Source organism: Microcoleus sp. B3-A4, from assembly GCF_036705385.1.
Lineage (GTDB): Bacteria > Cyanobacteriota > Cyanobacteriia > Cyanobacteriales > Microcoleaceae > Microcoleus.
Map to the genome: position 1 here is coordinate 108,042 of NZ_JAUBUI010000009.1, position 14,011 is coordinate 122,052.

Annotated in this window: 11 protein-coding genes; 6 read left to right on the top strand and 5 right to left on the bottom strand. The window is 49.1% G+C overall.

Annotated features, from left to right (window positions below; translation table 11 throughout):
• The first annotated feature begins 35 nt into the window (after nt 1-35).
• From QUB33_RS07110 to QUB33_RS07120, 3 genes are all read left to right on the top strand, one after another.
• Nucleotides 36-2,804: a TonB-dependent receptor domain-containing protein gene (locus QUB33_RS07110; RefSeq protein ID WP_333348927.1), complete on the top strand. Its 2,769-nt coding sequence runs from the start codon at nt 36-38 to the stop codon at nt 2,802-2,804.
• 307 nt (nt 2,805-3,111) lie between these two features.
• Nucleotides 3,112-4,257, top strand: a complete 1,146-nt coding sequence (locus QUB33_RS07115; protein ID WP_333348929.1) for a PepSY-associated TM helix domain-containing protein — start codon at nt 3,112-3,114, stop codon at nt 4,255-4,257.
• 90 nt (nt 4,258-4,347) lie between these two features.
• Nucleotides 4,348-5,610, top strand: coding sequence for an MFS transporter (locus tag QUB33_RS07120; protein ID WP_333348932.1), 1,263 nt, complete (start codon nt 4,348-4,350; stop codon nt 5,608-5,610).
• A gap of 74 nt (nt 5,611-5,684) precedes the next feature.
• On the opposite strand, the gene QUB33_RS07125 is transcribed toward QUB33_RS07120, so the two are convergent.
• The 5 genes from QUB33_RS07125 to QUB33_RS07145 all read right to left on the bottom strand — a co-directional run bounded on the left by QUB33_RS07125 (nt 5,685) and on the right by QUB33_RS07145 (nt 12,332).
• Nucleotides 5,685-7,772, bottom strand: a complete 2,088-nt coding sequence (locus QUB33_RS07125) for an acylase (RefSeq protein ID WP_333348933.1) — start codon at nt 7,770-7,772, stop codon at nt 5,685-5,687.
• A 367-nt stretch (nt 7,773-8,139) separates the two neighbouring features.
• On the bottom strand, nt 8,140-9,225 hold the full coding sequence (locus QUB33_RS07130; RefSeq protein WP_333348935.1) for a hypothetical protein: 1,086 nt from the start codon (nt 9,223-9,225) through the stop codon (nt 8,140-8,142).
• A 90-nt stretch (nt 9,226-9,315) separates the two neighbouring features.
• Nucleotides 9,316-10,335, bottom strand: a complete 1,020-nt coding sequence (locus QUB33_RS07135) for a TonB family protein (RefSeq protein ID WP_333348937.1) — start codon at nt 10,333-10,335, stop codon at nt 9,316-9,318.
• A gap of 102 nt (nt 10,336-10,437) precedes the next feature.
• Nucleotides 10,438-12,000: an energy transducer TonB gene (locus tag QUB33_RS07140; protein WP_333348939.1), complete on the bottom strand. Its 1,563-nt coding sequence runs from the start codon at nt 11,998-12,000 to the stop codon at nt 10,438-10,440.
• Between the two features lie 194 nt (nt 12,001-12,194).
• Entirely contained in the window at nt 12,195-12,332 is a 138-nt protein-coding gene (locus tag QUB33_RS07145) for a hypothetical protein (RefSeq protein ID WP_333348942.1), read from the bottom strand.
• Between the two features lie 191 nt (nt 12,333-12,523).
• Here QUB33_RS07145 and QUB33_RS07150 point away from each other — a divergent pair, with 191 nt between their 5' ends.
• Genes QUB33_RS07150 through QUB33_RS07160 form a run of 3 tightly spaced genes read left to right on the top strand, consistent with a single transcriptional unit; the run spans nt 12,524 to nt 13,799 of the window.
• Complete coding sequence (locus QUB33_RS07150) at nt 12,524-12,739, top strand: hypothetical protein (protein WP_333348944.1); 216 nt, start codon at nt 12,524-12,526, stop codon at nt 12,737-12,739.
• Between the two features lie 15 nt (nt 12,740-12,754).
• Nucleotides 12,755-13,414 (top strand): MotA/TolQ/ExbB proton channel family protein, encoded by a 660-nt coding sequence (locus QUB33_RS07155; RefSeq protein ID WP_333348946.1) that lies wholly within the window; start codon nt 12,755-12,757, stop codon nt 13,412-13,414.
• Nucleotides 13,398-13,799: a biopolymer transporter ExbD gene (locus QUB33_RS07160; RefSeq protein ID WP_333348948.1), complete on the top strand. Its 402-nt coding sequence runs from the start codon at nt 13,398-13,400 to the stop codon at nt 13,797-13,799. Before QUB33_RS07155 ends, QUB33_RS07160 begins: the two co-directional genes overlap by 17 nt.
• Nucleotides 13,800-14,011 lie beyond the last annotated feature (212 nt).

The following is a 14,011-nucleotide window of genomic DNA, read 5'->3' on the forward strand; positions in this document are numbered from 1 at the left end:
CCGAAGTTCTATCAATTGTTGATTCAAGAGTAGTAATGAATAGATCGCAGAAATTATTAAATAGCCTTGGGATCGCAGGAGTCGTGTCGGCGTTAGTCGCTCAGTCGGCGTGCGCTTCCAACATCGCGCAGGTGACGGGTGTTCGCCTCAACCCCACGTCAGAAGGCATTGAAATTATCCTAGACACTGAAGATGGAAGACCCCTGCAAGTCTTCACCACCACCTTTGGCGAAACTTTACAAATTGATGCCATCACCGCTCAACTGCGACTACCGGGGGGAAATGAGTTTCGTCAAGACAAACCGGCTGCCGGAATTGCTTCTGTCACCGTTACTCCTTTAGATAACAACAGCATCCGAATCAGAGTCATTGGCGAGAGGGGTCAACCAGTGGCACGGGTGATTCCTAACGCTGCGGGTCTGATTCTCAGCTTAAAACCCACCTCGGAGATGACTGCTCGCCCGTCTGCACCGGCTCCTACAACACACCGGCCGGGGACACCCGCAGAACCCTTGCCGCCGACAGGGCAGCCGGTAGAGATACCAGCAGAACCCTTGCCGCCGACAGCGCAGCCACCAGGGACGCCCGGAGAACCCTTGCCGCCGACAGCGCAGCCACCAGGGACACCCGGAGAACCCTTGCCGCCTACAGCACAGCCACCTGGGACACCCGGAGAACCCTTGCCACCGACAGCGCAGCCACCTGGGACACCACAGGCGGGGAGAAACCCGATTGAAATCGTCGTCACTGCAACACGAACCTCAGAAAGAGTGACAAACGTGCCACGCTCTATAACGGTGGTAGACTCAGAAGAAATTCAGCGGGACACAGGGGCATCGAGAAATGTCGGGGAAGCTCTGGCAAATCAGGTTCCCGGTTTTGCGCCGCCCACTCAAACTACGACCACTTATGGACAAACTTTGCGGGGTCGCGACGTTTCCGTTCTGATTGACGGCGTGCCGCAAACGACCAATCTTCAATCTTTTGGCAGAGAATTCAGAAACATCGATCCCAGCGCGATCGAGCGTGTTGAAGTAGTGCGGGGGTCTACCGCAATCTACGGCGCTCAGGCTACAGGTGGCGTGATTAATATTATTACTCGCCGGCCAACTGAGGAAAGGCTAACTGCTGTTACTGAAGTGGGCGTCAGTAGCGCTTTAACAAACACAAGAGATGCTTTAGGCTTTAACGCTCAGCAGACGATTTCTGGCCGAACGGGCAATTTCGATCTGACCGGCACTGTCTCGCTCTCTAGAAGTGGAGCTTTTTACGATGCCAAAGGCGATCGCATTCCCTTGTTTGAAATCGGCGGAGATAGCAGCACGCTCTTCAACGTCATGGGCAAAGTCGGGGTAGATTTGGACACCAACCAGCGGCTGCAACTAACGGTCAATCACTATCGCGAAACCCAAGATCCCAATGTGATCCCAGACTTTAGTGTTGACGAACAGGAAGGACGGCAAAAAGCCCGCGCCATCCGAACCGGAAATTTGGATATCGACGGGCAAACACCGGGAAATAAAAGTACACAGCTTAACCTAAGTTACACCCACCAAAACCTTTTTGGCAGCAGCCTTCAAAGTCAAATTTACTATCGAACGAATTCCAATGTAGGTGTTCCTTCAGATTACCGCAGCTCCGAGTTCTTTGGGCCGTTTGTCGGTGTTACTCGTTCGCGAGCCGAGAACGAACAGATAGGAGGTAGACTGGCGATTACCACTCCTTTATCCCGTGCCGAAAATCTTCGATTAACTTGGGGTTCTGACTATATTACTGAAGATAGCAGACAGCGTTTCGACCTGTACGACCCGGAGAGATTTGACGCAAGTGGCGGCCGGGTTTACCGGAAAATCTCCGAGCGTCCTTTCGTCCCTCCTTACACTTTCAACAGCCTTGGCTTTTTCGGTCAAATGGAATGGAATATTGACGATATCGTCATTTTAAGTGGTGGGATACGTCACGAACGCCTCGGGTTAAACGTCAATGATTATACCACTTTTAATGAGCGCCAGATCGAAGGAGGCGAGCGCAAATTTAACGCCACCCTATTTAATACAGGGGCTGTCTATAAAATTAATGACACCTTCAACATATTTGGCAACTTTTCTCAAGGTTTCTCAGTTCCAGATTTCGGCCGCATCCTCCGCCAACCCCCCGAGGATTTTGTCGGAATTGAATCTTCGTTAGAAGTAACTCAACCGCAAAAAGTCAACAGCTACGAAATTGGCATTCGAGGAGGGTGGCAATCCGTGCAAATGTCGCTTGCCGCTTTTTACAATACCTCCGATCTAGGAGTCCGTTTTACACCAGTTGGCAACACAGGCCGCCTGGAACTACAGCGCGCCCCAGAACGCATTTACGGCTTAGAAGGAACTGTGGATTGGCAACCTGGACGAACATGGTCGATCGGCGGGACTGCTACTTATATTCAAGGCAAATATGAGGAGGAAAACCGTTACATCGCCCTCGATAGCAGCCGAATTCCACCGCTCAAGCTAACAGCTTATGTTCAAAACGAAACTTTGCCGGGATGGAACAATCGGTTACAGTTATTATATTCTGGAAATCGCGATCAAGCCTTCAAAGACGGCTCGGATGGCGGCCCGATTAGCAGCTATCTCACACTGGATTACGTCAGCGCGGTTAAAATTGGATCGGGGCTGCTACAAGTCAAAGTCGAGAATTTATTGAATAATCAATATTTTCCCGTGATCTCCCAATACTCCGCTGGATTTGGATCGGATAGCGTTAATTATGCAGGCAGAGGTTTGACTCTCAGTGTTAATTACCGCCTTAACTGGTAATTACAGCAGATTGCAGGTTTATGAGGTAGATTCAATATCCTCGTAGGGACACTCCAAGAACCCATTGGTGTCAATTTAAGCTGTTAGTCTGCCAGTCCTCGCGGCCACCCGCTAGTCCGCCAGTCCGCCAGGGGTTGAAACCCCTGTCTAATAGCTAAAGTCCTCTCAAGAGGACTAATGAGTTGAAAAGTGTTTTTCTCAGTCCTCATAGCGAGGACTTTAGCTTTGAGACAGGGAATTCATTCCCTGTCGGACTAGGGGTTTTACCTTAATGAGAACAGTTAACGGCTTCGAGGAAAATTTCGAGATGAATTTCCGCAAACTCGCATTTAAACTGCACTTGTATTTGGGGTTGGGAGTAGGAATATTTCTAGCAGTAATTGCTTTAACGGGTAGCTTGCTAATTTTCGGCCCCGAAATCGAGCGGTTCTTCAATCCCCACCTCCTGCAAGTAATTCCTCAAGCCGAACGGATACCGCTGGAAAATGTCCTGCAAATTGTCGAAAAAGCTTATCCCCAAAATCAAGCTCTTAGTATCTTGTTGCCACGAGAAGCGAAGGATGTTTGCCAAGTTTCAATGCTGTCAAAGACTGAGGAAATAGTTAGCGTTTATGTCAATCCTTACAGTGGAAAAATTACGGGTTGGCGCCTTGGGAAAGAAACTTTTACAGGTTTTATTTTTACGTTACACGCGGAATTAGCGGGAGGAGAATTCGGTCATCTTGTTGTCGGTATTTGCGGTCTAGTAATGCTAGGATTAACTTTCACTGGCTTGGTTCTGTGGACGGGTTGGCGCAATTTGGCTCGCGGATTCTCTATTAATTGGAAAGCTCACTGGCAGCGGACTGTATTTGATTTACATAACGTTTCTGGCATTGTATCGGTCGCTTTTCTCATACTCATCTCCGCTACAGGGACAGCGATAATTTTTTACGCCCCCGTTGAATCGACTCTGTATTGGCTAACGAATGAAAAGCCACAGCCAGCATTGACTTCTCATCCCCAGTCTAGCAGTTCGAGGCAAAACCTTGACGAAATATTACACCAAGTTAATACCGTTTGGCCGGAAGCTAAAACCACTTTTATTTCTCTGCCTTTGAAGCCTGAAGCAATTTTTAAGGTACGGAAAAAATTTCCCAATGAGCCGCACCCAAACGGGATTAGCACCATTTATCTCGATCAATACAGTGGCGAAATATTGCAGGCTGACAGTGTGAATTCAGCTTCTGTAGCAAATCGAATTCTCAACTCGCTTTATCCGCTACATATTGGCAGCTATGGCGGAATTTACTTGCGGCTGGCACACGCGATCGCAGGATTAGCAGCGTTTGTACTGTTTATTACGGGCGTATTGATGTGGCGGCAGCGGCATTTGGCGAAATTTTACCGCAAGGAGGCGAGACAGCAATATGAAGAATTATCTCCCCTTAGCCAGCAATGGCCTTGGTTTTAATGAGAGCGGCGTGCGGTTTTATGCGGGTGTCATTCTCCTGCCTAAAAAACCCTATCCTCTGAATTTTAAATCCTATCAATCGCCTATTTCATGCAAAAATTTATTCAACTCTGGCTCGGACAAACTGCTTCGATGATTGGCAGCGCTATGTCCGCGTTTGCGCTGACTATTTGGATTTGGGAGTCCACCAGTCAAGTGACGGCTTTGGCTTTGTTGATGTTTTTTATTCAATTGCCGCGCATCTTGCTCGCTCCGGTTGCTGGCATTATCGTCGATCGCTGGAATCGAAAATTTTTGATGGCGATCGGTGATGCGGTTTCAGCTTTGTTAACGCTCACTATCCTATTACTTTATATCAGCCAAAACCTGCAAATATGGCATATATATGTAGCGGCTGCGGTTAACGGAATTTTTGACCAAATTCAGCAGTTAGCTTACTCAGCAGCCATCGCCACAATGATGCCAGAAAAGCATTACAGCCGCGCTAGCAGTTTAAGTTTTTTGGCAAGTTACGGTGCGAGTATTATTGCTCCGACGCTGGCGGGGATTCTCTATTCTGTGATTGGGTTGAGCGGGATTTTTACGATCGACCTGGCAACTTTTACAATCGCGATCGCCACCCTAGTATCTGTCAAAATACCCCAGCCCGCGATCGCCTCCAATCCCCAGCCGACTGGCTTTCACCTATTGCAAGAACTCAGCTTCGGATTCCGCTACATCGTCGAGCGTCCCAGCCTGCTTGCCTTGCTGGTGTCATTTTCGCTATTCTGGTTCGCTCACGACATCGGCGCGGCCCTCTACTCACCGATGATTCTGGCACGCACCGGCAACAATGCCAGAATCCTAGGTACTATCCTTTCAGCCGCCGGCGCAGGCGGCGTTTTAGGAGCATCGATCGTCAGTATTTGGGGCGGTCCCAAACGCCGAATCCGGGGCTTTCTCCTCGGCATGGCAGGCGCGGGCTTGAGTAAAATAGTCTTTGGTTTCGGCCAGGCGCTTTCCATCTGGATTCCCGCTCAATTTTGTTCGTCTTTCAATTTCCCCATCCTCGGCAGTTCCAACGAGGCGATCTGGTTGGCGAAAGTCGCACCAGAGGTACAGGGGCGTGTTTTTGCTACCAGAGCAGTTATCGTGCAATTGGCGTCTGCGATCGGTTTATTGATCGCAGGGCCACTTGCCGATCGCGTCTTTGAACCCGCCATGCAACCGGGAGGTTTTTTAGCAGCTATTTTTGGCCCAATTCTGGGGACAGGTGCCGGTGCTGGCATGGCCTTGTTATACGCTATCTCCGCGCTGGGCTTATTGCTCGTAGCAGTCGGTGGGTATGCTTGCCGACTGCTGCGCGATGCCTAAAGCGGAAAAGGAAAGAGGTCTTTTAACTTCTTCCCTCTTCCCTCTTCCCTCTTCCCTCTTCCCTCTTCCTTCTCCTAGAGTTTCTGGCGCGAACTCAGGTGAGCTTCAATTTCCGATCGCGATCGCCATACAGGGCGCAATTCCTTGCGAGCAAAGAGCTGCGACTGATCGCCTGCGTGGGGCGAACCAGGTTGACTGGCGTTGCCGTAACTGTTTAGCGCCATCGCTTTCACCGGATTCGAGAACTCAATCGCAGCGACAAAAGAATCGCCTGCAACCGCTTGAAAGCGATTGTCTTTCCCAGGAGCGAACCATACTGAGCGAAATACACCCAAATCACCGTCACCTCCATTTGCAGGCAGATTCGCCTCCCCAGGCAATCGGAAGACTTCCCCCCATGCCACATCTAACGCGCCATAAGTTACCTCAACTTTGGTTGCTGTCGCTTCCAGCACCCGCACCGCCTCCGCAGGATTTGCCAACCCGTCTGGCGTCGTTAGCGGCGCATCTTCGCTCCAAGGTTTAGCGAATAACTTATCGTCATCCATCGCTTGTTTCCAAAAGGCAAAGAGCACCGCACCGCGACTGTCAGCATCGACTTTGCGATCCCAAGTGGCGAGAACTTCGGCAGCGCGGCGCGCTTTTTCACTGCCTTGCCGTGCGGCGGGAATTAAATCATCGAGGAGGCGATCGGCGAGTTCTACCTGAGTGGAATGTTTGTATTGCATCAATTCATTGAAAGAGATTTTTGCATCTTCTAAGAGCATTTTTGCCGATCGCTGCGATCGCAAGTCCATCGGGCCGCGCGGTGCCATGTAGGCGGGATATTTATCCGGTGCGATCGGGCTGGGAAACGTCGTCGTCCAGGGGGGATCGTTGGTATTTTGCAACCAACCGCTGGGCGGATCGACAACGCGCGGCAAATCCGCATAGGGATGATTTTTGCTCCACAAAGTCTCTGACGTATTGCCTGCTATCGTGCCTGACCAGTATTTAAAATCTCCTTTTTTGCGTATGGGGACTTGACCGTTAAACAAGTGCATGATATGCCCCTCACGATCGCCATACATGACGGTAAACATGGGAATTTCCAAACGCTTTAAAGCGGTTTCAAATTCAGAAAAATTCTTTGAGCGTGCCATATCCCACCACTGCTGAAGGGCTGCTGGTTTATCGAGTCCGACAACGCGCAGGGCGATCGCTTTGCCCTGTTTTTCTGTGAGAATCGGCCCGTGAACAGAACGCCGCACTACTAGAGATTCCGATCGCAATTTCCCATTCTTTTCTTTGACTTTTAAAACCTTCTCTTCCCTGTCAAATTTTCGGACTTCGCCATCGAAGCGATAGCCATCGTTAGCGAGGGGCAATTCATAGGCATCCCAGCCATCGTGAGTGTTGACAGTATGAGTCCATCCCAAGTTGTCATTAAAGGCGATCGTTAATACAGGAAATCCGACGAGAGTCGCTCCGTAAGCGTTAATTTCTGGGGCAACCAGTTGCGCTTCGTACCATAAATATAAATCCGACCAAGGAAGGTGAGGATTTGCCAATAGCATGGCATTGCCGCTTTGAGAATGGGAAGGAGCGATGGCCCAACCATTAGAGCCTTTGGGGGTATCATTTTCAGCGATATCTTCAACGCTATCTGGCTCGACTATAAAAGTAAAATTGATGACGCGTTGCGCGTGTGCCAATACATCTACGGGTTTGAGGGGCAATGCTACTTTTAATTCTTCGGTGAGCGCCTCTGGGTGTTCTTTTGCATAGGCATTCATTCCGCCAACAAAAGCATCGAGATAGTTGCGAAAAATGGGATTTTGTGATTCATACCACGCCTTGGCGCGATTAGGAATTCCCATAGTTTGCACCCAGCGATCGGATTCCAGATAATCTTCGCCCCAAAATTCAGCAGCTTGCCCGCGAGCTTGCCCGTAAAGACGCAAAATCAGATTACCGTGACTTTGCATCTGCGCCCACCCGAAAGCGTAGAAAAGGCTTTTACTATTCTCTCCGTAAATGTGTGGAATTCCATAGGTATCCCAAAGAATTTGAGTGCCGGTTTGAGGCGCGGCTTGAATCCAATTATTGAGGAGCAAAACTAAAATAAAACTCATCAATAACGAGACAATCTGTCGCCATTTTTTTTTAAGTTGTAGAAACACGGGATATTAATTTGCTAGGGTTAAACTAAGACCTTGCAGCCTTTTCGACAAGCTGCACTAACAAAACGCCGAGGATTTAAAGCCATTTAATCGAGAACAAGAGAGAAAATCATACCAAATCCGATGCCCAAAAAGCTAACCTAGCTACGTCTATTTGCGTCCATCTGCGGTTAAAAAAATAATACCTCTTCGAGAAATCCAGAAAATCCGAAAAAACACCCTATGTAAATCGGATGTGAAATTAAAAGCCCTCCCCTACCCTCACCAAATTGAAAAGCGCTATCAAACGCCGGTGTGCCGACTGTAAAGCACATTATGTCATTGGTGAGGAGGGGAGGAAACAAGTAGGGAGAGATAGGTTATAAGGTTATTTTTGAAGCTGCCCCTGTTGCCAATTTCCCTCTACCTTCGTTCCATCTGCATAGATGTACGAACCTTGACCGTGTTTTTGTCCCTTGAGGAATTCACCTTGATAGCGATCGCCATTGGCGTAAATGCAGGTACCTTTGCCATTGAACTGACCATCGCTAAATTCGCCTTCGCAGCGATCGCCATTCTTAAAAACGTAAGCTCCTTTCCCGCTCATCTTACCCTTGACAAAAGTGCCTTTATAGCTATCTCCATTGGCGAACTCACGGACACCTTCACCACTAAATTCTCCATTGTCAAACGGCCCTTGATAACGTCCCCCTTCTTTAAAAGTAAACAACCCCTGACCTTGAATGTTGCCCTTCACAAACTCTCCTTCATAGCGGTTGCCGTTCGGATATTCGCGAACCCCTTTACCGTGAAACTGCCCTTCACTAAATGGCCCCTCATAACGGCCTCCTTCAGCAAAAGTATAAATTCCCTGCCCGTGAGGCACGTTATTCAGCAACTCTCCTTCGTAGCGGTTCTTATTAGCATATTGACAGACGCCTTTGCCGTTAACTTTTCCTTCTTTAATATCTCCTTCGCAACGAGTGCCATTACTGAATGTAAAAGCCCCTCGACCGCTGGGAGAACTATTGGTAAAAGAGCCTTCGTAACGAATGCCGTTAGTTGAGGTAAAAGTGCCTGTACCATCGAACTCACCGTCTTTAAAAGTACCTTCATAGCGGTTGCCGTTAGGAAATTCGCGGACACCTTGACCGTTGAATTCACCATCGGCAAATTCTCCTTGGTATCGACCTTCTTCTTTAAAGGTATAGATGCCTTTACCGTGAGGTTTGCCGTTGAGAAATTGGCCTTCGTAGCGATCGCCGTTGGCATATTGACAATTGCCCGGGCCGCTGAGTTTTCCCTCACTCAATTCTCCCTCGCAACGTCCGCCATCGGGTAAAGTAATTACTCCTGCCATTGCGCTGTCAGGGTTGGCAAACAACACAGCCATTCCCAAGTTGGAACCAAGTAATAGAGCGAGTCCAACTCGCTGAAGTTTACTTAATATTGCTGACGACATTCCCAAATTCATAATTCACAAAAAATTCAAATTTTAACGTTGCTATTCATTGGACGGTGCTATAGAATTCCCAGCCAAATTGCTAGAGTTTAAAAAAAATCCCTAGTCATCGAGCCGGAAGGTAATGGATGCTCTTTCTCCTTGAATGCCATTTTCTGATGAGGCAAGTTTCAATTTTTCTACTGCTTTAATAGCTGCGCGATTGAAGTCTTCGTGCTGGCTCGGAGTCACGATCTTGATGTTGAATGGCTTACCGTTGGGGTCAACGTCAAACATGACTTCCACTGTGGCTTCCTGCGGTAGTCTGCTGGCGGAGCTGGGATCTTCAGCTCCACCGCAGCTAATGCAAGTGGCGGGAGGCGGGCCGGGAGGGCGCGAAGGACTCCCCTCTCTTGCTGGATTTGTCGGTTTTGGTACCGGCCCCGAACCGCTGCCAAATGGCTCTGACGAACCCCCGCCGCCATTTCCACCTCCACCGGGTGATGAGTTCGATGCACTTCCTCCAGGGCTACCAGAGGAGGCACCCTGAAATTGCCCTTCACTAAATTGCCCCTCATAACGACCTCCTTCAGCAAAGGTATAAATTCCCTGCCCGTGAGGCACGTTATTCAGCAACTCTCCTTCGTAGCGGTTCTTATTAGCATATTGACAGACGCCTTTGCCGTTAACTTTTCCTTCTTTAATATCTCCTTCGCAACGAGTGCCGTTACTGAACGTAAAAGCCCCGCGACCGCTGGGAGAACCATTGGTAAAAGAGCCTTCATAGCGGTTGCCGTTAGGAAATTCGCGGACACCTTGACCGTTGAATTCACCATCGGCAAATTCTCCTTGGTATCGACCTTCTTCTTTAAAGGTATAAATTCCTTGACCGTGAGGTTTGCCGTTGAGAAATTGGCCTTCGTAGCGATCGCCGCTGGCATATTGACAACTGCCCGGGCCGCTGAGTTTTCCCTCACTCAATTCTCCCTCGCAACGTCCGCCATCGGGTAAAGTAATTACTCCTGCCATTGCGCTGTGAGAGTTGGCAAACAACAAAGCAATTCCCAAGTTGGAACCAAGTAATAGAGCGAGTCCAACTCGCTGAAGTTTACTTAATATTGCTGACGACATTCCCAAATTCATAATTCACAAAAAATTCAACTTTTAACTTTGCTATTCCTTTTACTATTCCTTGGACGGTGCTATAGAATTTCCAGCGAAATTGCTAGAGTCTCAAAAAAATCCCTAGTCAGTGAGCAGGAAGGTAATGGTTATTCTTTCTCCTTGAATGCCACTCTCTGATGGGGCATATTTCCTTTCTTCTACTGTTTTCATCGCTGCGCGATTCAAGTCGTTGTATTTGCTAGGAGTCAAGATCTTGATGTTGACTGTCTTACCGTTGGGGTCAATGTCACAAATGAGTTCCACTTGGCCTTGGCGCCCTTCTTCTCTGGCTGCGCTCGGATAGTTAGGTTTACCGCAGCCACTAATGCAAGTGCCTCCAGGCGTGCCGGGAGCGCGCGAAGGACTCCCCCCTCTTCCTGGATTTGTCGGTTTTTGCCCTGACCCCGAACCGCTTCCAGAGCCTCCGCCTCCACGACCTCCGCCTCCAGAACCTCCGCCTCCAGGGCCTCCGCTTCCAGAGCCTCCGCTTCCAGAGCCTCCGCTTCCAGAGCCTCCGCCTCCAGGGCCTCCGCCTCCAGAGCCCGGTAAGCCAGCCGTCGTCGATCTTCCCAATCGCCCCGAACCATCCCCAAATGGCTCTGAGGAAGGTAGGTCGCCATTTTCGCTGGCGCCAGATGGTGAGTTCGACCCACTTCCTCCAGGGCTTCCACCTCCAGGGCTTCCGCCTCCGGGGCCACCAGAGGCAAGGTTTCCTAAACCTCCGATCGCATTTCCAGAATTGCCTCCGCCTCCTGGCCTAGTAGCTGTGACTGGCGAGCCGGCCCCGGGCGATCGCTGTAGGGGCCCGGAAGAAGGATTTAATGGCTCTGAGGAAGGTTCCCCGCTACCCGCCGAAGCAGATGAGGAGAGCGGGTTATTTTTTTCTGGGCTGTCGGAGGAGTTGGGATTTCCAGCATCTTTTGTAAAGTCTGGGAGACTCGCAGCACCCTTGGGGCGGGAGGCGGTAACGGGTGGTTCGCTTTTTGGAGGATCGGGCGAAGGGGTTTCCGGTTCCTGGGCGATCGGGGTTTTAGGAGTTTCTGGGGGATTGAAATCCTGTTGAGGTGGGGGGGAAGGCTCCCGAGGAGTTGGTGGCGGAGTTTCCGTTAAGGGCAACTCTTTCTTAATCTCTGGTGGTGGCGTTACCGCTACCGGTGGCTCCTTGGGAATCGGCGGGGGCGTTGCAGCTACTGGTGGCTCTTCTGGAATCGGCGGTGGCGTTACCGCTACCGGTGGCTCCTCTGGAATCGGCGGTGGCGTTACCGCTACCGGTGGCTCCTCTGGAATCGGCGGGGGCGTTGCCGCTACGGGTGACTCCTCTGGAATCGGCGGGGGCGTTGCCGCTACCGGTGGCTCCTCTGCGGGAGTTGGCTCTGGTGGAGGTTCTGGTTTGAAAGTTTCAGGCGGGGGAGATGCCTTTTCTGGAATAGTCGGCTCTGGCTCGGTTTCCTCTACTTTAGGCTCATCAAGCATAACAACTTCAATGGGTTCCTCTGCAAATTCAGCAGGTTTGACCAAGTTGAGGCTCAACGGCAGCGCGACACCGTGCAGGAAGGCTGAGCCTAACAGACTGAGCACCAGAACTTTTTTGAGAGCTTCTTCTTGTTGTTCTCTTTGCGTCGCCGAAATATTTGAAAAACTCATGCCTTATCAATCTCCTTGATGGATGGGTTGGCAACGTCCTCGCTGGCTCCCCCACATAACCCGAAACAAGCTACCAAGTGTCGGTTGAGCTTGCTATCAATGATGAACCTACCCATCCTATAAGAAGACTGTCACCCTGTTCAAGACTCTTGCAATTAATTTTCATTATTTTATTTTGATATAGCGAGTAGACGCTACCAATCAGCATTTCCTTTGGGTGCGCCTACGTCGCTCTCGTGGGTGCTGTCAATTTTCTGATTCGGGCAGGGCAAGGTTCCAAAATGCCTTAACTGCAATACTCTACCCCGCAATCTTCCAAAAACTTTCCACATTCTCAAGCTTTTGATAGATTATAAATAATAAGTGAATTTAATCTGTCTACAACTATTTAATAGTTTATTGTTATAACTAAGGGTGGATGATGGCTTGACAAACTATAGATTTTGTGGAAACCTAGTTGAGAATCTTTTAAATTATTGAAGATTATTGTCAAGTCCTAACGTAAATCTTTAGCAAGCAAGCAGTGGGAGAAAAATCGGTCGAGATCAAAGTAGAAGCATTTTGGGTAAAGACGAACATAGTCACTACAGGTAATGCGTTTGCGCGATCGCGATCGCGCTTGAGTGAAACAATTCGCAGCCTGAATCACTTGTGCCGACTTGACGCAAAAACTGTACCAGCCTTCGATCGGGCTAATTGCACCACCATTAGGCAGCTTGCGATCACTCAACACAGCTAACGAGAATACAAACTAATGGATAATTTAATTTACATTTTTCGCGCTGGGGGCATTGTTTCTTGGCCGCTGCTTGCCTCGTCAATCGCAGCAGTCGCACTGATTATAGAGCGTCTTGTCTTTTGGTTTAAAGTGAATCGGCGACAGCGGCGGGTCGTCCGGGAAGTGCTAAAACTTTACAGTCAAAACCCCGATTCCGCAATCAAAAAGTTACAAGTAAACGCTGATTTGCCCTTAGCCAGAATTTTTTTGGAAGCATTAGAATTAGACTCGCCCAACATCGAAGAATTTCGTTTGGTCTTAGAGAGTGCAGCTCAGGCAGAAATCCCCGTTTTGAAGCGATTCAATACAATATTTGATACCATTATCACCCTCTCCCCGTTATTTGGGTTGCTCGGAACTGTTTTGGGCTTAATTACCACCTTTGACTCCCTCAAAATCGGAGATGCTGCAGGCACCAATGCCGCGGGCGTTACCGGGGGGATTAGCGAAGCCCTCGTTTCTACGGCAATGGGGTTAGTGGTGGCAATCTTTACGCTCGTATTTGCCAATATGTTTCGTGGGTTTTACTTACAGCAGATAGCTTTTATGCAGGAAGCCGGAGGCCAGCTAGAGCTATTGTACCGTCACTACTACGAAAAACTACCAAGAGAATCTAACTATGCGCCTACCCGATGAACCTGATAGTATTCCCCAGATCAACATCGTGCCACTGATTGATGTAACCTTCGCCATATTGACGTTTTTCATTGTTTCCTCTTTGTCTTTATCCAAATCCGAGGGTCTACCCGTAAATTTACCGAAAGCATCAACCTCTCAAGTTCAGGACTCGCCTGCTAAAATTACCGTCACGCTTGATGCTCAGGGAAAATTCATGGTTGATAGAAAGTCAGTCAACTTAGACCAGATTGAGAGTACGGTGCGACAAGTGATGGGTTCAAATCCGAGCGCCTTAATTGTGCTGAATGCCGATAAAAGCGTCAATCACGGAAATGTGGTGGAAGTCATGGATCGATTACGCCGAATTAAGGGAGCTAAGTTAGGGATTGCTACCACAAAGTAGAGAGTTCCTATAATTACTAATTTGTAATTCCATTACAGCATTAAACAGGAATTCCCCCGTACAAATTTACTAAAAAAGCTTGTAAGCCTGATTAAAAGGTAGTCCTGAATAGTCTGTATGATTCAGGACTTTATTTAGGGCTTGCTGAATAAGCGATAGCGCTTGACGTAGCCTGGGTTATTCGAGCGCGCGATCGAGAGTAAAGTGCAAGA

Bases quoted from the DNA above. Each gene is read 5' to 3' on its own strand.
- QUB33_RS07110 (WP_333348927.1), top strand. From the start codon at position 36: ATGAATAGATCGCAGAAATTATTAAATAGCCTTGGGATCGCAGGAGTC.
- QUB33_RS07115 (WP_333348929.1), top strand. From the start codon at position 3,112: ATGAATTTCCGCAAACTCGCATTTAAACTGCACTTGTATTTGGGGTTG.
- QUB33_RS07120 (WP_333348932.1), top strand. From the start codon at position 4,348: ATGCAAAAATTTATTCAACTCTGGCTCGGACAAACTGCTTCGATGATT.
- QUB33_RS07130 (WP_333348935.1), bottom strand. From the start codon at position 9,225: ATGAATTTGGGAATGTCGTCAGCAATATTAAGTAAACTTCAGCGAGTT.
- QUB33_RS07135 (WP_333348937.1), bottom strand. From the start codon at position 10,335: ATGAATTTGGGAATGTCGTCAGCAATATTAAGTAAACTTCAGCGAGTT.
- QUB33_RS07140 (WP_333348939.1), bottom strand. From the start codon at position 12,000: ATGAGTTTTTCAAATATTTCGGCGACGCAAAGAGAACAACAAGAAGAA.
- QUB33_RS07145 (WP_333348942.1), bottom strand. From the start codon at position 12,332: ATGTGGAAAGTTTTTGGAAGATTGCGGGGTAGAGTATTGCAGTTAAGG.
- QUB33_RS07155 (WP_333348946.1), top strand. From the start codon at position 12,755: ATGGATAATTTAATTTACATTTTTCGCGCTGGGGGCATTGTTTCTTGG.
- QUB33_RS07160 (WP_333348948.1), top strand. From the start codon at position 13,398: ATGCGCCTACCCGATGAACCTGATAGTATTCCCCAGATCAACATCGTG.